Here is an 18,134-nt window from a genome sequence, read left to right on the forward strand (position 1 = left end):
TTCCTTACGACACAATAAAATCCGTTTTCTGCAGCGCCCCCTTAAGCCGTCCAACTCGTCGGCTGGTCCCGAGCCACCCCTCTACCAACACCAAAAGCCCGGATCAACAACGCCAACCCAGCGAAAAGTAGAGCGACTGGCACCTTATGACACGCTCAGGAGGACTGGGCCCTTAGCGCCGGATCTCGGGCGTCTGTCCCTCACCCCCCGACTCCGGGACCCGGCACCTGGAATCCCTGCTTCCGGTAGAAGTCTCCTAGGTCCTCCGTCGCGGTGTACTGCCCGTAGAGCAGGTCACGGCCACTTCTGGTGTAGGCCTCAACCACTCGCTGGAGCAGAGCCCGGGCAACTCCACGGCCGCGGTAATCGGGCCGCACCGCGATCCCGTGCAGCTTCGTCAGGAACATGAACCCAGCAAGCGCCGCCCGGATCTCGGCATCGGGAGCGTTCTGCATGGCTGTCTCCATGATGTGTTCGGCCGGGCCGGCGTGGACACAGCCCACGACCTCGCCGGAACCATTTTCAGCGACCAGAAGCATTAAGAACTCGGTGTATCTGTTCTTTCGATTACCGAAAAGGAACATCGATGAGGCCTTCGTGAGGCGGGTCGTCGACCACGCCCATGACAGTTTCACGATTGGGACCAAATGAATATCAAAAGGATCCTGGCCTGTCTGGCCATGGCTGCGCTCCTAGCCGCTTCAAAAGCGATACGCGCCATGGCTGACGTCGATGCCAACGCGGGAGACGCTCAGGCGAGAGTGGAAAACGCACCCAAGGAAGCTGCGAAGGCTGAGGCCGTGGCTCGCAAGGTCTTTGAGTCCGACGATCCCCCTGCTCAGCTTGGCACTCTGGCTTCCGGCGGCTGGAACACTTCGTCCTGGGTGATAGGAACGAATGCCTTCGGAGGGTGGCTTTACAAGCTGACCGTTAGTGGCGGATGGTGTGGCAACGGTTCGTCAGCAACACGTTCCTGGTTCAACAGCACGTGGGGTGAGACGTTTGCAATCGGATGGCGCGACAATGGCCAGGTCTCCAGCCACGCAATCATCTCGGGCGGCTCGGGAGATGACCAATCATGCAGCCCTTGGTAAGGAAGCGCTCAGGTGTTGCGCTCTCCAGATTTTTCCTGCTGGGAGCGGCCATCTTGTTGATTTTGCCGCTCTATCCGTTCACGGCTATCTCTGCTGTCCTGTCAGGATCTGCCCTCTTTCTTGCAGCCAGAGAAACGCCGAGCCGGAACCGCACCGTCACCATCGCCGCGGCCGTTGTGCTGCTCGGAATGGTAATCCTCTTGACGCTCCTGAGCCTGCAGACAGGAACACTTGGCCCCCACAGCGGCGAGGTCTCAAAAGTATAGCTCCCGCTGTTCATCGCTCTCAGGCGCGCACGACGGCGACACGCCCCGGAAAGGACACGCCGTCGTTGTTAATTCCTTCGATCCGGCTGATGCGTCGATCGCCAAAAGCCGTTCCTTCTTGGGCGCCGTCGTGCCACACTTGATGCACTATCGAGTGACTGGGGGGATCCGGGTCAGGAGATTGGTATGTGTGTTCTGATGCACCCCCGCACTTCGGGCCGCCAACTGGTGGTGAGCGAACCATGATTATCGGTTGGGCTTACTTCATGGCGGGAGTAATGACAGTTGATGGGCTCTTGCTGGGGTTGCTGTTGCTGAACGTAAAGTGGCCCAAACACTGGAAGCGAAACGGCTAAGCCGCGGTACCTGCCAGACCTAGAGCACCTTGCGGATCGACTCTTCGAAACTCACCACGTGGTGCAGGGCGAGCGCAGACGCGCGGTCCGCATCGCCGTCGGCGATTGCAGTGAGCAGTTCTGCGTGCTCTGCGACGTGGCCCGTCACTGAAGGCATCTTGTCCAGCATGTGGCACCAGATGCGGGTTGCCAGGTTGTCGTAGCGGATCAGCACGTCCTCGAGGTGCGGATTGGCCGCTGCCCTGTAGATGAGCCGGTGCACCTGGATGTCGTAGCGCATGAGTTCCTGCTGGCCGGCGTCGTGTGCCTCCAGGCCGCTGATGGCTGCGGCGACCTCGCGCAGCTCTTCCCTCAGCTTCGGGCTGGCCATGCGGGCAGCCCGCCGTGACGCCAAAGGCTCAAGCAGCTCCCGGATTTCGGAGACGTTCGCGAGTTGGGTGATGTCGACGCCGGTGGCGAAGGTTCCCCGACGGGGATACGACACCACAAGGTGGTCGCTTTCCAGCCGCTTGATGGCCTCGCGCACGGGTGTCCGCCCGATGCCGAGTTCCGCGGCGATCTGCCCGTCGTTGATGGGGTCTCCGGGTTTGATGTCCAGCATGATGAGCCGGTCGCGTAGGAGCAGGTAGGCGTTTTCCGCCAAGGACGTTCCCTGCGTGCCCGTGTCCGGTGCTTCCAGTGCAGTGCTCATGTGCCTCTCCCGTTTGCCACAATTCCAAGTCTGGCGGATCGGTTGCCGCCGGGCTGTTGACGGCTGTGTGATCTTCAACATACTATGGCAATAGTTCTAATATATCAGTTGCTGATTAGTCAGTAAATATAAGTATCTCAAAAGGAGACCACGATGGTTGAACCGCTGATCCGCTCGCTCGCCCAGGCGGACCCGGAGGTTGAACAGGCGATCGCCCAGGAACTCATCCGCCAGCAGTCCACGCTGGAAATGATCGCCTCCGAAAACTTCGCCCCTGCAGCCGTCATGCAGGCACAGGGCTCGGTCCTGACCAACAAGTACGCGGAAGGCTACCCGGGCAAGCGCTACTACGGTGGCTGCGAGCATGTCGACGTCATCGAGCAGCTGGCCATCGATCGCGTCAAGGCCCTCTTCGGCGCGGAAGCCGCAAATGTCCAGCCGCACTCCGGCGCCCAGGCCAACGCCGCGGCCATGTTCGCGCTCCTCGAGCCGGGGGACACCATCATGGGCCTCGACCTGGCACACGGTGGCCACCTGACCCACGGCATGCGGATCAACTTCTCCGGCAAGCTGTACAACGTAATCCCGTACCACGTCAGCGAATCCGACCTCCGGGTGGATATGGCAGAAGTGGAAGCCCTCGCCCTGGAACACCGCCCGAAGCTGATTGTTGCCGGCTGGTCCGCCTACTCGCGCCACCTGGATTTCGCCGAATTCCGCCGCATCGCCGACCTCGTGGGCGCCTACCTCATGGTGGACATGGCCCACTTCGCCGGCCTCGTCGCAGCGGGACTGCACCCCAACCCGGTGCCGTATGCCGACGTCGTGACCACCACAACCCACAAGACACTCGGCGGCCCGCGCGGCGGGGTCATCCTGTCGAAGGAACAATACGCACGCAAGATCAACAGCGCGGTTTTCCCCGGCCAGCAAGGCGGCCCGCTGGAGCACGTGATCGCGGCCAAGGCTGTGGCCTTCAAGATGGCGGCAGAGCCTGAATTCCAGGAACGCCAAGCACGGGTGCTGGAAGGCGCCAAGCTCCTGGCCGAACGATTCCTGAAGGACGACGTGGCCGCAGCAGGGATCTCGGTGGTCAACGGAGGCACCGACGTCCACTTGGTCCTCGTTGACCTGCGCCACTCGGAACTGGACGGCCAGCAGGCCGAGGACACCTTGCACCGCATCGGCATCACCGTGAACCGCAACGCCGTCCCGTTCGACCCCCGGCCGCCGATGGTTTCCTCCGGACTCCGCATCGGCACCCCGGCGCTCGCCGCCCGCGGCTTCGGTGCCAAGGAATTCGCGGAGGTCGCGGACATCATCGCGACGGCGTTGATCGCCGCAGCAAGCAGCGGCACCTTGGGCGACCAGGCCGCCGTCGAACTCCGTGCGCGGGTTACCGCACTCGCCGAGCAATTTCCGCTTTACCCGCATCTTTCCCAAAGCGGTAGCGACAACGACGCCGCTGCCACCGAACTTGAGGCAGAAATGATTGGAGCAGCCCAGTGAGCGCAGACCAACTCCCCGAACACCCGGATTTCCTGTGGCGTAACCCGGAGCCCAAGGCTTCCTACGATGCCGTGATCGTGGGTGGTGGCGGCCACGGCCTGGCCACCGCGTACTTCCTGGCCAAGAACCACGGCATGACCAACATCGCCGTCCTGGAAAAGGGCTGGCTGGCCGGCGGCAACATGGCGCGCAACACCACCATCATCCGTTCCAACTACCTGTGGGACGAGAGCGCTGCCATCTACGAGCACGCCCTGAAGCTCTGGGAGATCCTGCCCGAGGAACTTGAATACGACTTCCTCTTCAGCCAGCGCGGCGTCATGAACCTCGCCCACACCCTCGGCGACGTCCGCGAAAGCATCCGCCGCGTCGGCGCGAACAAGCTCAATGGGGTCGACGCCGAATGGCTGGACCCGCAGCAAGTCAAGGAACTCTGCCCCATCCTGAACATCAGCGACAACATCCGCTACCCGGTCATGGGCGCCACATACCAGCCACGGGCCGGCATCGCGAAGCACGACCACGTAGCCTGGGCCTTCGCCCGAAAGTGCGATGAACTCGGCGTGGACATCATCCAGAACTGCGAAGTGACGGGCTTCCTCAAGGACGGCAACCGCGTGGTGGGCGTCCAGACCAACCAGGGAACCATCCACACCGAAAAGGTTGGCCTCGCCGCCGCCGGCCACAGCTCCGTCCTCGCCGAAATGGCCGGCTTCCGCCTCCCGATCCAGTCCCACCCCCTCCAGGCGTTGGTGTCGGAGCTGCATGAACCCGTCCACCCCACGGTGGTCATGTCCAACCACGTGCATGTATACGTTTCCCAAGCACACAAGGGCGAACTGGTCATGGGCGCGGGCGTCGACTCCTACAACGGCTATGGCCAGCGCGGCTCCTTCCACGTGATCGAGCACCAGATGGCTGCCGCCGTGGAACTCTTCCCGATCTTCGCCCGGGCCCACGTGCTCCGGACGTGGGGCGGAATCGTGGACACCACTATGGACGCCTCGCCGATCGTCGGTACCACCCCGGTGGAGAACATGTTCGTCAACTGCGGTTGGGGAACCGGTGGCTTCAAGGGCACGCCGGCTGCCGGCCTGACCTTCGCACACACCATCGCCACGGGTACGCCGCACGAGCTCAACAAGCCGTTTTCGCTGGAACGCTTCGAGACCGGTGCCCTGATCGACGAACACGGCGCCGCCGCCGTCGCCCACTAGCCGCAGCCCCACTAGCCGCAGCCCTTTAGGAGACCAACCATGCTGCTCATCAGCTGCCCCAATTGCGGGCCACGAGACGAAACAGAATTCCACTACGGCGGCCAGGCCCACGTGGCCTATCCGGAAAACCCGGACGCACTGACCGACCGCCAGTGGGCCGAGTACTTGTTCTACCGCGACAACACGAAAGGCGCCTTCGCCGAACGCTGGGTGCACAGCACGGGTTGCCGCCAATGGTTCAACATGCTCCGTGACACCGTCAGCTACGACATCCAGGCCATCTACAAAATGGGCCAACCGCGACCTGACATGGAACGCGCCGATGTGAACACCTCAGCAGCCACCACCCCGGAAGGAGCAACCAAGTGACCCCGCAGAACGCCCGCCTCGCCACCGGCGGCCGCATCGACCGCAGCATCTCCTGGCGCTTCACAGTGGACGGCCAGGAATTCACCGGCCATCCCGGCGACACTGTTGCTTCCGCACTGCTGGCCAACGGCCGCATCAACGCAGGCAACTCGCTCTATGAGGATCGGCCCCGCGGCATCATGTCCGCCGGCGTGGAAGAATCCAACGCCCTGGTCAAGGTGGCTGCCCGCTTCCCCGGCCATGTCGCAGAGTCGATGCTTCCCGCGACCACCGTGTCCCTCGTGGATGGGCTCAACGTTGAGTTCCTTAACGGCCTCGGCAAGCTCGATCCCAACGAGGACCGCGCCGAGTACGACAAGAAATACGTCCACACCGACGTCCTGGTAGTTGGCGGCGGTGTTTCCGGCCTCGCGGCTGCCCGCGAAGCGGTCCGCACCGGTGCCCGGGTCATCGTGATCGATGACCAGCCCGAACTCGGCGGCTCGCTGCTTTCCGGCGCCACCGCCCCGGAACTCGCCGAGGTCATCGAAGGCAAGCCGGCCCTGGAATGGATCGCCGACGTCGAGGCGGAGCTCGTTTCCGCGGCGGAATGCACCGTCCTCAACCGCACCACCGCGTTCGGCTCCTACGACGCGAACTATGTGATCGCGGCACAGAACCGTACGGACCACCTCGGCAGTCCGGCCGCCGACTGCGTCTCCCGCCAGCGTATTTGGCACATCCGTGCCAAGCAGGTGGTCCTGGCCCCCGGCGCCCACGAGCGTCCGCTCGTTTTCGAGAACAACGACCGGCCGGGCATCATGCTGGCCTCGGCGGTCCGTAGCTACCTCAACCGTTACGCAGTCGCCGCCGGGCGGCGGGTCGTCATCGGCACCACCAACGATTCGGCTTACTTGTTGGCCGCGGATCTGCTGGCCGCTGGTGTCAAGGTCGCCGCCGTCGTTGACGCCCGCCCGAAGCTCAGCGACAAAGCTGCCTCCGCCGTCGAAAGCGGCATCCGCGTCCTCGTCGGCAGCGCCGTCGCCGATACCTCCGGAGCGGGGGAGAACGGCCGGATTGACGGCGTCACCATCCGCAGCCTCAACGACGACGGCGAAGTCACCTCGGGCGTCGAACGGATCGCTTGCGATCTGCTGGCGGTTTCCGGTGGCTGGAGTCCCGTGGTCCACCTCCACAGCCAGCGCCAAGGGAAGTTGCGTTGGGACGACGAGCTGGCAGGATTCGTGCCGAGCTCCGTGGTCAGGGACCAGCAGGTTGTCGGCTCCGGCCGCGGCAGCTACGAGCTCGGGGATTGCCTGAGCGAAGGCGCATCCGCGGGTGCCGCGGCCGCGACCGCCGCAGGATTCAGCACCGAGACGGTGCCCGCGCCGGTCTCCGAGCCGAAGGCCTCCGCCCCCACCCGCCAGTTGTGGCTCGTGCCGGGCCAGAGCGGAAATGCGGGGGAGTGGCACCACCACTTCGTCGACTTCCAGCGCGACCAGTCCGTGGCCGACGTGCTCCGTTCCACAGGGGCCGGCATGCGCTCGGTGGAACACATCAAGCGGTACACCTCCATCAGCACCGCCAACGACCAAGGCAAGACGTCCGGCGTCAACGCCATCGGCGTGATCGCGGCGGCCCTCAAGCAGGCTGGCGAGGCCTCCGCCGGAGGCAGTCGCGGAATCGGTGACATCGGAACCACGACGTACCGTGCCCCGTTCACGCCGGTGGCCTTCGCGGCATTGGCGGGACGCCAGCGCGGCGAGCTGTTCGATCCCGCCCGAGTGACCTCCATCCACCCCTGGCACGTCGCGCAGGGAGCGCTCTTCGAGGACGTCGGACAGTGGAAGCGCCCGTGGTACTACCCGCAAGCGGGCGAGGACATGGACGCCGCAGTGCTCCGTGAATGCGCCGCAGTCCGCGAGTCGGTGGGCTTCATGGACGCCACCACCCTCGGCAAGATCGAGATCCGCGGCAAGGATGCCGGTGAGTTCCTGAACCGCATTTACACCAACGCGTTCAAGAAGCTTGCCCCCGGCTCGGCCCGCTACGGCGTCATGTGCACCCCGGACGGCATGATCTTCGACGATGGCGTGACCTTGCGCCTCGACGAAGGCCGCTTCTTCATGACCACCACTACCGGCGGCGCCGCCAAGGTCCTTTACTGGCTCGAGGAATGGCACCAGACCGAGTGGCCGCAACTCGACGTCGTGTGCACTTCGGTGACCGAACAGTGGACCACGATTGCCGTCGTCGGGGCCAAATCCCGCGCCGTGATCGCCAAAGTCGCCCCGCAGTTGGCGGCCGACGGAGGGCTCGACGCCGAAGCATTCCCGTTCATGACGTTCCGCGAAACCACGCTGGCCTCCGGAGTCCAGGCACGGGTTTGCCGCATTTCGTTCTCCGGTGAGCTTGCCTACGAAATCAATGTTCCGTCCTGGTACGGGCTCAACACCTGGGAAGCCGTTGCTGCCGCAGGTGCCGAGTTCAACATCACCCCCTACGGTACGGAGACCATGCACGTGCTGCGTGCCGAGAAGGGCTACCCGATCGTCGGGCAGGACACGGACGGCACCGTCACCCCGCAGGACGCAGGGATGGAGTGGATCGTTTCCAAGGCCAAGGACTTCATCGGCAAGCGTTCATACAGCCGCGAAGACGCAGTCCGCACGGACCGCAAGCACTTGGTCAGCGTCCTCCCGGCGGATGGTTCGTTCCGTCTCCCGGAAGGCACCCAGCTCGTGGAAAAGGGAATTCCGGTCAACCCGGCATACGGTCCCGTGCCGATGCAGGGCTTCGTGACCTCGAGCTACCACAGTGCCGCCTTGGGCCGGTCCTTCGGCCTGGCACTGATCACCAACGGCCGCAACCGCATCGGCGAGACCCTGGTGGCCTCCGTCGGCGACCAGTTGCTGGACGTCGTTGTGGGAGAAACCGTACTTTTCGACGCTGAAGGGACCCGTAAAGATGGCTGAAACAGCAACACCCGCAAACCCCGAGACGCTCCGTGCGGCACGCCGCAGCCCGGCGTCGCACCTCGCGCCGACCTTCGAGTCCGGTTCCGTGGCCGGAACCGTGGCGCTGAAGGAAATCCCGTTCCAGACCATGGTGGGGATCCGGGTTGACAGGAATTCCGACGCCGGAGCCCGCCTCGCGTCCGTGACCGGCGGCCTGCCGGTCGCCTGCGGCGAGATCAGCGGGGATGAGAGGGCAACCACCCTCTGGCTTGGGCCGGACGAATTCTTGGTGGTCGCACCGGAATCGGCCCACGATTCCCTGGGCGGAGACCTTGTCCGCGCCCTGGTGGAGGCCCTGGGCGACGACCCGGGCCAAGTGGTGGACTTGTCCGCCAACCGCACCACCTTCGAACTGTCCGGGATCCGTGCCCGGGACGTCCTTGAAAAGGGGTGCTCGTTGGACTTGCACCCCCGCGCCTTCCGCGCCGGAACAGCCTTGGCCACGGAAATCGGCAACATCCCCGCCATGCTGTTCAAGACCGGCGAGGACAGTTTCCGGATCTTTCCACGGGCTTCGTTCGCCGACTTCCTGGGCCGCTGGCTGCTTGACAGCATGAGGGAATACGCCTCTCCTGAGGTCCCCTGATGGCACTGAGCGTTCTTGACCTGTTTTCCATTGGCATCGGGCCGTCGTCGTCGCACACGGTCGGCCCGATGCGGGCGGCAAAGCAGTTCACCGACGGCCTGGAATCCTCCGGGCAACTCGCGGCAACGGTGCGCGTCCAGGCAGAGCTCTTCGGCTCGCTGGGCGCCACCGGCCGCGGCCACGGCTCGGACAAAGCCGTGGTGCTGGGACTGCAGGGCCAATCGCCGGAAACGGTGGACACGTCCACTGCCGACGACCAGGTTGCCGCGGCCGCGCTTGACGCCGAATTGCGGATAGCCGGACATCACCGCGTGGACTTCAACTGGGACGAAGACGTGCTCCTGCACCGACGCAAATCCCTGCCTGCCCACCCCAACGGCATGACTTTCCGCGCCCTCAACCACGCAGGCACAGTGCTCAGCGAACGAAGCTACTATTCGATCGGCGGTGGCTTTGTGGTGGACGGCGATGCGTCCGGAAGCGACAAAGTAGTGGCCGACAGCACCGTGCTGCCTTATCCGTTCACTACGGCGGACGAGCTCCTGGCGATCTGCGCACGGGAGGACATGTCCATTTCCGATGTCATGCTCGCCAATGAGCTCGTGTGGCGCAGCGAGGCAGAGCTTCGCGAGCGGCTGCTACAGATCTGGGCAGTCATGCGCGAATGCGTGGACAATGGCTGCTCCGCGGAAGGAATCCTGCCGGGAGGCTTGAACGTGAGGCGACGGGCGCCGTCGTTGTTCAAGACGCTCAGGGACACCGACGCCGGACTGCAGGGCTCAAGCTCGGCAGACCCGCTGCTCGCCATGGAATGGGTGAACCTGTTCGCGCTGGCCGTGAACGAGGAAAACGCGGCCGGCGGTCGCATCGTCACTGCACCCACCAACGGAGCGGCCGGTATTGTCCCGGCTGTCCTGCACTATTACACGAAGTTCGTGGCGGGATCCGACGACGACGGCGTGGTCCGCTTCCTGCTCGCGGCGGCCGCCGTCGGGATCCTGTTCAAGATCAACGCGTCCATTTCCGGCGCCGAGGTCGGCTGCCAAGGTGAAGTGGGTTCCGCCTGTTCCATGGCCGCCGCGGGCCTGTGCGAGGTCCTCGGTGGCACTCCCGAGCAAGTGGAGAACGCCGCGGAAGTGGGTATTGAACACAATCTTGGCCTCACATGCGATCCCGTAGGCGGGTTGGTGCAGATTCCGTGCATCGAACGCAACGCGATCGCCAGCGTGAAGGCCATCAATGCCGCCCGCCTTGCCCTGCACGGCGACGGCAGCCACAAAGTGTCCCTTGATAAAGCCATCAAAACCATGCGAGAGACAGGAGCGGACATGAAAAGCAAGTACAAGGAGACCTCCCGCGGAGGCCTCGCCGTCAACGTAGTGGAGTGCTAGCCATGACTGTCACACAGAACGAACCCGCATCGCGACGTGGAGCGGCACTGCCGGTTACCACCGTTGAGCATGTCCTGACGCTCGACTGCCCGGAGACCCGGGGGATCGTGCACGCCGTTTCCGGATTCCTCCTGGAACACGGCTGCGACATCATAGACAACAAGCAATTCGATTCCCAACTGGACGGCCACTTCTTCATGCGGATCCACTTCGCATCGGAAGGTGACGAATCGACCATCGACTCGCTGCGTGATGCCTTCGCGCCTGTTGCCGAAAAGTTCGGCATGCGCTGGCAGCTGCAACGCCATGGTGCCAAGCAGCGGGTGCTGATCATGGTCTCGAAGTTCGAGCATTGCCTCAACGACCTCCTGTTCCGGGCCCGCATCGGGGAACTGCCAGTCGAGATTGTCGGGGTAGTCTCCAACCACCCGGACCACAGGCGAACAGTCGAATGGCATGGCATTCCGTTCTTCCACGTGCCCGTCACCCCGGACACCAAGGCGGCGGCCGAAGGACAACTTCTTGACCTCATCGATCGCCTGGACGTCGAGCTGGTGGTCCTGGCCCGCTACATGCAGGTCCTCAGCGACGATCTCGCGCGGAAACTGGACGGCCGCGCCATCAACATCCACCATTCGTTCCTTCCCAGCTTCAAAGGTGCCAAGCCGTACCACCAGGCCTATGCGCGAGGCGTAAAGACCGTCGGTGCCACCGCGCACTACGTCAATGGCGAGTTGGACGAGGGGCCGATCATCGCCCAGCAAGTGGTGGAAGTGGACCACACCTTCGGTCCTGACGACCTGGTGGCGGCCGGCCGCGACACCGAGTGCAAAGCACTCAGCAACGCCGTCCGCTGGCACTGCGAAGGCCGCGTGATCCTGCAAGGCAACAGGACCGTAGTGCTCAAGTAGGGTTTGAACGGCCCACCAAAGGGTGGGCCGTTCAGGCGTTGCGAGCCGGGTTTTCCTCGCATAGGGTTGCAGTTGCCGGTCACCGGCAATCATTGGGGGGCGAGGTACTCGCCATTTTGAAAGGCGCGTACATTCGTGATCCGTCGGAAAGGCGGCATAATAGCCGCTTGCATTTTTGCAATCACCGTAGTCTCATCTACAGCTGTCCCGGCCCAAGCCGTTGATCCAGTCATCACCATCGATCCGACCCCTGCGTGGGCGCAGATCTACGCCAACAACCCACCGGTGCAGCTCTCGTCGTCGGCGACGACCCTTGACCTCAAACTCCCGTCGGACGCTTCCGCGGTGCTCGGCAAGAGCGTGAACAGCACACTCCATTACGGGATCTACAACGCTGAGGACAACACGGCCACGCCACTTCTTGCCGGCGACGCCGTGGCCGACTCCTCAACCCTCCACCTGTCTATCCCGATCCCGCAGGGCTTGGGGGGCCTGACCCCGGGATCCATGCAGTACTGTCATGACGCCACGGGGAATTGCGCCAACACCACCGTCCCGCCCCAGGCCTACTCCGGTTTTGTCGTAGTGGTCACGGGAACTCCTATCGCGCCGGGAAACGGCGGGATCTTCGTCCAAAGCGGCCTGACGGCCGGGGGGCCGGCCGGGTCCCCGACTGCTTCGATTGACTTTGGCCTTTCGCAGGCCCTGCCACTGACCTTCTTCATCCAGAAGGACTCCACCACCTCACTGGCTTCCTACACGGATAAGCTGATCTTCCGCAGCGTGCCAGGGTATTTCACCTCCGGACCGGACAAGACCTGGACCAACGCCTTCCCCTACGGCTACTTCTGGAAGTCGGGCACTCCCGGAACCAGTACCAACGCCCAGGTGAGCTACAGCGCCGACGGAAGCAAGGCGATCGCCACCGTGCCCACCGGCTCGATCCCTCAGGTGTGCTCCACACACCCGGAATATTTCGTCATGGGTGTCGCAGACGGCGCGATCGACGCGGCTCGCTACGCTCTCGCCAAGGTCGCCCTGGGGACCCCGCAGTGCACCCAGCGGTTCTCCGACGTCCCCGTCAGCAGCCAGTTCTACCGCGAGATCCAGTGGCTCGCGAGCCAGGGCATCACCACGGGCTACCCGGACGGAAGCTACGGGGCGTCCCTCCCCGTACACCGGGACGCGATGGCCGCCTTCCTCTATCGTCAGGCCGGCTCGCCCTCCTGGACGCCGCCCGCAACCTCACCATTCGTGGACATGGCACCCAATTCCGCGTTCTACAAGGAAGTCACGTGGCTGGCGCACTACCGCATCACCACGGGCTGGGTAGACGGCAACGGCCAGCACAGCTTCCGTCCCGGTGACAACATCAACCGGGACGCTATGGCAGCCTTCCTCTACCGCTTCAGCGGATCACCCGGCTGGACCGCCCCGGCTACGTCCCCGTTCAACGACATCACCCCGCAATCGGACTTCTACAACGAGATCACCTGGCTGGCTGCGGCCAAGGTCAGCACGGGTTACGCGGATGGAACCTTCCGGCCCTTGAGCCCGGTCAACCGTGACGCCATGGCCGCGTTCCTCCACCGCTGGCAGACCGAGTGGTACCTGGGCACCCAGTAGGGATGGTCATGCAGCCCGGAGCCGGGCCAGGCGGGTTGCCAGATGAAGCGCGACCAGCCGGCCTGTTCCCCGGGGATCCCCGCCACACAGCTCGAAAATCCGTTGGAGCCGGTGGTGCATCGACTGCCGTTCCAAGTGCAGTTCCCGTGCCGCCTGTGCCGTGTTGCACCCCGTGTCCAGCCATACGGCCAACGTCCGCATCAGCTCCGAGCGCCGCTGCTCGTCATGCTCGACGACGGCGCCGAGCTGCCGCCGCACGAATCCCTCGCGGGCGGCCTCGTCGAGGCTTGCTTCCGCCAGGCGCTCGACGGCGAAGTCCTCGGCATTCACCACGGCGTTCGCGTCTGCCGATCCGGATCGCTGGATGGTCCGCGGGATGAGCTCAAGCGTCCGGCGCGCCTCTGCCAGCGACCATGGCGCTTCGCCGATTCCCTGGGCCAGCGGACCCACGGCGATGACCGAGCCGTCGGGAACTTCCAAGGCCTGAAGCGCTTGGATGAGCGCGATGCGCGAGGCCACGGCGGTGGCGTGGGGGAGCGCGGCCAAGGCGATCAATTCGGCGCTGTCCGCATAACTCGCGCTTTGCGGAACCGCGTCATGCAGGATGTCGTCGAGCTGTGTCCGGAGTTGACCCGCCGCTGAGGAACGCACCACGACGGCGGCTACCGGCCCGCTCGCCGCGAACCCTGAGGCCGGTCCCAATTGCTGGAGACGCCATGACTGGGTACCCGAACTGATGGCCCGCATGAGCTCGATGCCGGCAAGTTCCTTGAGCCCGGGAGGCATGCGTTGCAGCAACGCCAAGCCGAGGATATCGACGCACCGCTCGCCGGCCACTCGCGCGAGGTTCGCGTCGCCGTCGTCGGGCACTTCCAACTCCAGGCGGGCCGCGAGCACGCCGCGGACGGGCACATCGACTGTGGTGACGGTGCAGGACTCAGGCTGCACGGCCGCCGTCGCGCTTCCCAAAGTGATGCCCGACGGCGAGACGAGCCTTGCGCCTGCATCCGTCCGGCTGGACAGCACGGCGAGGAGCTGATCCAGTCCGCCTCCGTGCGCGAGTTCCGCCGCCATGGCATGGCTCGTTTCGTCGCCGAACTGCAATTGCGCGACCGATTCGCTGACCAGCAGCGAATTGATGGCTTGCATGATGCCGACGAAGGGGGCCACTTTGCACAACTCGATGATGGGCAGCCCGGCCTCCTGGCCGGCGTCGAGCATGGACTCGGGTATGGCGGGCAGCTCGGGACCTGTCTCGATGGCCAGAGCGGTGATGCCGCGCGCCGCCAGTTGGCGGACGTAGTCCACCCGCCGCTCGTCCGAAGCGGTGGCGAGGGCCTGCCCCCCGCTCAGGAGCAGCTCCCCGCCCCGAAGCAACGGAGCGATGTCCAGCACTTCGCTTGAATGGACCCAACGGAGCTGGCGGGACAGGGCCTCGGGCACATCCGTCCGCAGGACTGGTTCAGCGGCTTTCAGGCTCTCGTGTTCGAAAGCGTCGGCAAGGAGCAGAGACATGACACTCCGTAACTAATTGTTGGGATCTATCGTACACATCGTATCTTGTTGCTGTGATGTGGGGCACATACATTGAAGTAGTCCCTTTCCTACACGGAGGATCCCCCAATGCACGAGAACCTATCCACTGCGACGCCTGGGGCTGCAACGGCGCAGACCGACGTCGAACAGAACCTGCAGTCCATTCCCGAATCAGCGCGTACCCGCAGCGTAGCGGGCCAATTCTGGATCTGGGCAGGCGCAAACCTTGCCCCCATCAACTGGGTCCTCGGGGCCCTCGGCGTCCAGCTTGGACTGGGCTTTGCCGATACCGTCACCGTCCTGGTGGTGGGAAACCTGATCGGCATGGCGCTCTTTGGCCTGTTTGTCCTCCTAGGGCAGCGGACGGGTGCTACCGGCATGGTCCTGGCCCGGGCCGTCTTCGGCCGCCGCGGCAACTACCTCCCGAGCGCCATCCAGGCACTCCTCGGAATCGGCTGGTGCGCCGTCAACACCTGGATCATCCTGGACCTCGTGATGGCACTCCTCGGCAAGCTCGGCATGGTCGACCCGGAGCAGCCCAACGTGGGCCCCAAGATCCTGGTGGCCTTCCTGATCATGTCCGCCCAGGTCACCATTGCCTGGTTCGGCTACAAGGCGATCGCTGCTTTCGAAAAGTGGACCGTCCCGCCCACCATCGTGGTGTTGATCGCCATGTCCGCCGTGGCCTGGTTCGGCATGAACATCGATTGGGGCTACGCGGGCCCTCCCGGTGCTGTCCTTGAAGGCGGGGCGCGAATCGCGGCGATGACCACCGTGATGACTGTCATCGGCATCGGTTGGGGGATCACCTGGTTCACCTACGCGGCGGACTATTCACGCTTCGTCAGCAAGTCCGTCCCCAAGCACAAGGTTTACCTTGCCTCAGTATTCGGCCAGTTCCTCCCGGTAGTGTGGCTCGGCATCCTGGGCGCCAGCCTGGCAACGAAGAGCGGCACGGCCGATCCTGGGCACCTCATCGTCGACAACTTCGGCGTCCTGGCCATCCCGGTGCTCTTCCTGGTGTTGCACGGTCCCATCGCGACGAACATCCTGAACATCTACACTTTTTCGGTGGCTGCCCAGGCACTGGATATCAAGGCCAAGCGTCGTTCCTTGAACCTCTTCGTCGGGCTCCTGGCCTTGGTCGGCGTCGTGTTCTTCATCCTGCAGGAGGATTTCGCGTCAACACTGAGCACGTGGCTCGGCGGGCTCGTGGCGTGGGTAGCCGCGTGGGGAGGCATCATGCTGGTGCACTACTTCTGGGTGGACAAGCGTAGTCCCGTGGCAGTCGAGCGACTCTTCGATCCCGTGGGCACCCGGCGGCTTCCTGCATTCAACTGGGCCGGGCTCACCGCGCTCTTGGTGGGCATCTTTGCCACGTGGCTGTTCATGTACGGCGTCCTGCCGATCATGCAAGGCCCCATCGCCACGGCCATGGGCGGGATCGACTTGTCCTGGCTGGCCGGTGGACTTGTTGCCGCCGCGGTCTATGGCGCTTTGGGCCCCCGGGTCCATGCCCGATACCTCCCGCTGGCATCCGCGGCCGCGACGTCGCACCCCCTTGCGGAAGACGCCGTCGCCAATCTGGTCAACGACTGAAAGGACACCCGATGACCACCAACGCTTTCCCCGACGAGGCACACTCGATCACTTGGCCCGAAGGCTTCAGGGCCGCGGCGTCCTTCACGTTCGACGTCGACGCCGAATCCTGCACCATCGCGCACGATCCCACGAGCACCCGGCGCATGTCCCTCATGAGCCACCAGTCCTACGGCCCTAGGGTCGCTGTTCCACGGCTCCTGAAGATCCTCGAACGCCAAGAGATCCAGGGAACCTTCTTCATCCCGGGGTTCACGGCGGAAAGCTACCCGGACGTGGTGCGGCGGATCGTCGACGGCGGCCATGAAGTCGCCCACCACGGCTACCTGCACGAACCCATGCAGGGAATCGACGCCGCCACCGAGGCCAACTACCTGGACCGCGGGCTCGAAGCCCTCGCGAAGGTAGCCGGGGTCAGGCCGGTCGGTTACAGGGCGCCGTGGTGGGAGCTGAACTGGCATTCGCCGGCGCTGCTCGCGGACCGCGGTTTCCTTTACGATTCAAGCCTGCTCGACGGAGATGCTCCCTACCGCATGGCGGTCACCTCGCGTGATTCACGGGACGTTGATTCACGGGACATTGTGGAGATCCCCGTCGATTGGGCGTTGGACGATTGGGAACAATACGCGTTCTATCCGGGAGTGACAGGAAGCGGCATCATCGAGAGTCCGGCCAAGGTCTTGGAGATGTGGACCCTCGAAGCCGTGGCCCACCACGCCCAAGGCAGTTGTTTCGTCCTGACCAACCACCCGTTCATCTCCGGCCGTCCGTCCAAGGCAGTTGCCTTGGAGCAACTGATCGAACGCGTCAAGGCCATGGACGGGATGTGGGTGACCACCTTGGAGCGGATCGCAGAGCACACCAAGGCCACGGTCAACGAGATCCACAGCCACGCCCGCATCGAGGTCCCGAGCTATCCAGGCGCCGGGTCCAGCTTCAAACCTGCCCGCGTCTTACAACCCGCCCCCAACTAGGCCCGTCCCCACCCAACTAGCTCGCATTAGATGTCGTTATCAGGGCTCAAAACGACATCTAATGCGAGCTAGTTGGGGTGGGGCGGGGGCTAGGGGTGGGCCGGGCTACAAGTCGCTGCGGCACAGGGCGGTGTGGAGTTTGTAAAGTCCATTCAGGTCTCCCGCTGCCAAGCCATCCGGGGCGCCGATCTCCGGGTACATGAGCTGGATTGGATCGTCTACGTGGTCTAGGCCCACCACGTGGCCCAATTCGTGTTGGATCACCGCGGAGACGTAATGCGCTCCGCCGGAGATGCCCAGCAGTTCCGTGATTTGCGGGGCGTCCAGGTCCAGGCTTCCCGTCACGTAGCTTTTGGGTCCGGAGCCGAAGCTGTACATGGTGCTGCCGCCAGTGCCGATGACGGATCCAGCCAAGCCCGGAGCCGCCTCGGGAGTGGTCCAGGAAATCAGCAGGGGTGCCCAACGATCTCCGTAGAGCGCGGGCTGGTATGGCTTGCGCTTCTCGGCGGGCTTTTCCGTGCTGGCGCCGTCGTCGATGAACTTGAGGCCCGTGGCAGCAGCGATCTTGGCGATGGCGTCGGCGATGAGCCCCTCGGATCCGGCCGGGGCGAGGGCTGCGTTGACCACGTAGTGCAATGGACGGCACGGAGAGTAGCTCACGGGTGTGCCGTCGGCATTGGTGGCCAGGAACTTGTAGGAGTTGCTGGCCACAGCGGGCTTGGCGGGGGAGCCGAGCGGGTGGCCAGCCTCTTCCAGTCCAGGCGGCGGGGTATCCGGCGCGCGGGCAGCCTTTTGCTGCCCGTTCCCGGGAACCGCGTCGGGCCCGGAGCTGCTTGCCGTGGCAGGGGCGGAAGGAGCCAGATTAGGAAGCAACCCGATGATGCCCGGGTCGCCGCGGAGGAAGCCACTGACAAGCACGGAAACGGCCGCAACCACGGCCACCACCATCACGTTCCGGAACAGCGCCAGCGCGGTACTGGCGCGCTTGGGCGGCGGGCCGCCATCGTACCCGT

At 64.3% G+C, this 18,134-nt stretch carries 16 protein-coding genes; 12 read left to right on the top strand and 4 right to left on the bottom strand.

Annotated features, from left to right (window positions below; all coding sequences use genetic code 11):
- Nucleotides 1–200 precede the first annotated feature (200 nt).
- Nucleotides 201–539 (bottom strand): GNAT family N-acetyltransferase, encoded by a 339-nt coding sequence (locus QRN52_RS03750; protein WP_350225123.1) that lies wholly within the window; start codon nucleotides 537–539, stop codon nucleotides 201–203.
- A 108-nt stretch (nucleotides 540–647) separates the two neighbouring features.
- On the opposite strand from QRN52_RS03750, the gene QRN52_RS03755 reads away from it, so the two are divergent.
- Together QRN52_RS03755 and QRN52_RS03760 are read left to right on the top strand one after the other, a co-directional pair.
- A complete protein-coding gene (locus QRN52_RS03755) occupies nucleotides 648–1,094 on the top strand; it encodes a hypothetical protein (RefSeq protein WP_284751433.1) in 447 nt (148 codons plus the stop codon).
- On the top strand, nucleotides 1,079–1,360 hold the full coding sequence (locus tag QRN52_RS03760; protein ID WP_284751434.1) for a hypothetical protein: 282 nt from the start codon (nucleotides 1,079–1,081) through the stop codon (nucleotides 1,358–1,360). The genes QRN52_RS03755 and QRN52_RS03760 overlap by 16 nt, the downstream gene beginning before the upstream one ends.
- 375 nt (nucleotides 1,361–1,735) lie before the next feature.
- On the opposite strand, the gene QRN52_RS03765 is transcribed toward QRN52_RS03760, so the two are convergent.
- Nucleotides 1,736–2,407 (bottom strand): GntR family transcriptional regulator, encoded by a 672-nt coding sequence (locus tag QRN52_RS03765; RefSeq protein ID WP_284751435.1) that lies wholly within the window; start codon nucleotides 2,405–2,407, stop codon nucleotides 1,736–1,738.
- Between the two features lie 153 nt (nucleotides 2,408–2,560).
- On the opposite strand from QRN52_RS03765, the gene glyA reads away from it, so the two are divergent.
- From glyA to QRN52_RS03805, 8 genes are all read left to right on the top strand, one after another.
- Nucleotides 2,561–3,916, top strand: a complete 1,356-nt coding sequence (gene glyA / locus QRN52_RS03770) for a serine hydroxymethyltransferase (protein WP_284751436.1) — start codon at nucleotides 2,561–2,563, stop codon at nucleotides 3,914–3,916.
- The gene (locus QRN52_RS03775; RefSeq protein WP_284751437.1) at nucleotides 3,913–5,133 is read left to right on the top strand and encodes a sarcosine oxidase subunit beta family protein; all 1,221 of its coding nucleotides are present in this window, start codon (nucleotides 3,913–3,915) and stop codon (nucleotides 5,131–5,133) included. The genes glyA and QRN52_RS03775 overlap by 4 nt, the downstream gene beginning before the upstream one ends.
- Nucleotides 5,134–5,172: 39 nt before the next feature.
- Nucleotides 5,173–5,502, top strand: a complete 330-nt coding sequence (locus tag QRN52_RS03780) for a sarcosine oxidase subunit delta (RefSeq protein ID WP_284751438.1) — start codon at nucleotides 5,173–5,175, stop codon at nucleotides 5,500–5,502.
- Nucleotides 5,499–8,456, top strand: coding sequence for a 2Fe-2S iron-sulfur cluster-binding protein (locus QRN52_RS03785; RefSeq protein WP_284751439.1), 2,958 nt, complete (start codon nucleotides 5,499–5,501; stop codon nucleotides 8,454–8,456). The genes QRN52_RS03780 and QRN52_RS03785 overlap by 4 nt, the downstream gene beginning before the upstream one ends.
- Nucleotides 8,449–9,084: a sarcosine oxidase subunit gamma gene (locus QRN52_RS03790; RefSeq protein WP_284751440.1), complete on the top strand. Its 636-nt coding sequence runs from the start codon at nucleotides 8,449–8,451 to the stop codon at nucleotides 9,082–9,084. The genes QRN52_RS03785 and QRN52_RS03790 overlap by 8 nt, the downstream gene beginning before the upstream one ends.
- The gene (locus QRN52_RS03795) at nucleotides 9,084–10,475 is read left to right on the top strand and encodes an L-serine ammonia-lyase (protein ID WP_284751441.1); all 1,392 of its coding nucleotides are present in this window, start codon (nucleotides 9,084–9,086) and stop codon (nucleotides 10,473–10,475) included. Before QRN52_RS03790 ends, QRN52_RS03795 begins: the two co-directional genes overlap by 1 nt.
- A 2-nt stretch (nucleotides 10,476–10,477) precedes the next feature.
- Complete coding sequence (gene purU, locus QRN52_RS03800; RefSeq protein WP_284751442.1) at nucleotides 10,478–11,386, top strand: formyltetrahydrofolate deformylase; 909 nt, start codon at nucleotides 10,478–10,480, stop codon at nucleotides 11,384–11,386.
- Between the two features lie 135 nt (nucleotides 11,387–11,521).
- On the top strand, nucleotides 11,522–13,012 hold the full coding sequence (locus tag QRN52_RS03805; protein ID WP_284751443.1) for an S-layer homology domain-containing protein: 1,491 nt from the start codon (nucleotides 11,522–11,524) through the stop codon (nucleotides 13,010–13,012).
- A gap of 6 nt (nucleotides 13,013–13,018) precedes the next feature.
- Here the strand turns inward: QRN52_RS03805 and QRN52_RS03810 are convergent, their stop codons facing one another.
- Entirely contained in the window at nucleotides 13,019–14,527 is a 1,509-nt protein-coding gene (locus QRN52_RS03810) for a PucR family transcriptional regulator (RefSeq protein WP_284751444.1), read from the bottom strand.
- Nucleotides 14,528–14,635: 108 nt separating this feature from the next.
- Between QRN52_RS03810 and QRN52_RS03815 the strand changes: the two genes are divergently transcribed.
- Both QRN52_RS03815 and QRN52_RS03820 read left to right on the top strand, forming a co-directional pair.
- Nucleotides 14,636–16,147: a purine-cytosine permease family protein gene (locus tag QRN52_RS03815; protein ID WP_284751445.1), complete on the top strand. Its 1,512-nt coding sequence runs from the start codon at nucleotides 14,636–14,638 to the stop codon at nucleotides 16,145–16,147.
- A gap of 11 nt (nucleotides 16,148–16,158) precedes the next feature.
- Entirely contained in the window at nucleotides 16,159–17,121 is a 963-nt protein-coding gene (locus QRN52_RS03820; RefSeq protein ID WP_284751446.1) for a polysaccharide deacetylase family protein, read from the top strand.
- 105 nt (nucleotides 17,122–17,226) lie between these two features.
- Here QRN52_RS03820 and QRN52_RS03825 read toward each other — a convergent pair whose 3' ends face one another.
- Nucleotides 17,227–18,090, bottom strand: coding sequence for a matrixin family metalloprotease (locus QRN52_RS03825; RefSeq protein ID WP_284751503.1), 864 nt, complete (start codon nucleotides 18,088–18,090; stop codon nucleotides 17,227–17,229).
- Between the last annotated feature and the right edge of the window lie 44 nt (nucleotides 18,091–18,134).

The organism is Arthrobacter sp. efr-133-R2A-120 (assembly GCF_030209835.1).
Taxonomy (GTDB): domain Bacteria; phylum Actinomycetota; class Actinomycetes; order Actinomycetales; family Micrococcaceae; genus Arthrobacter.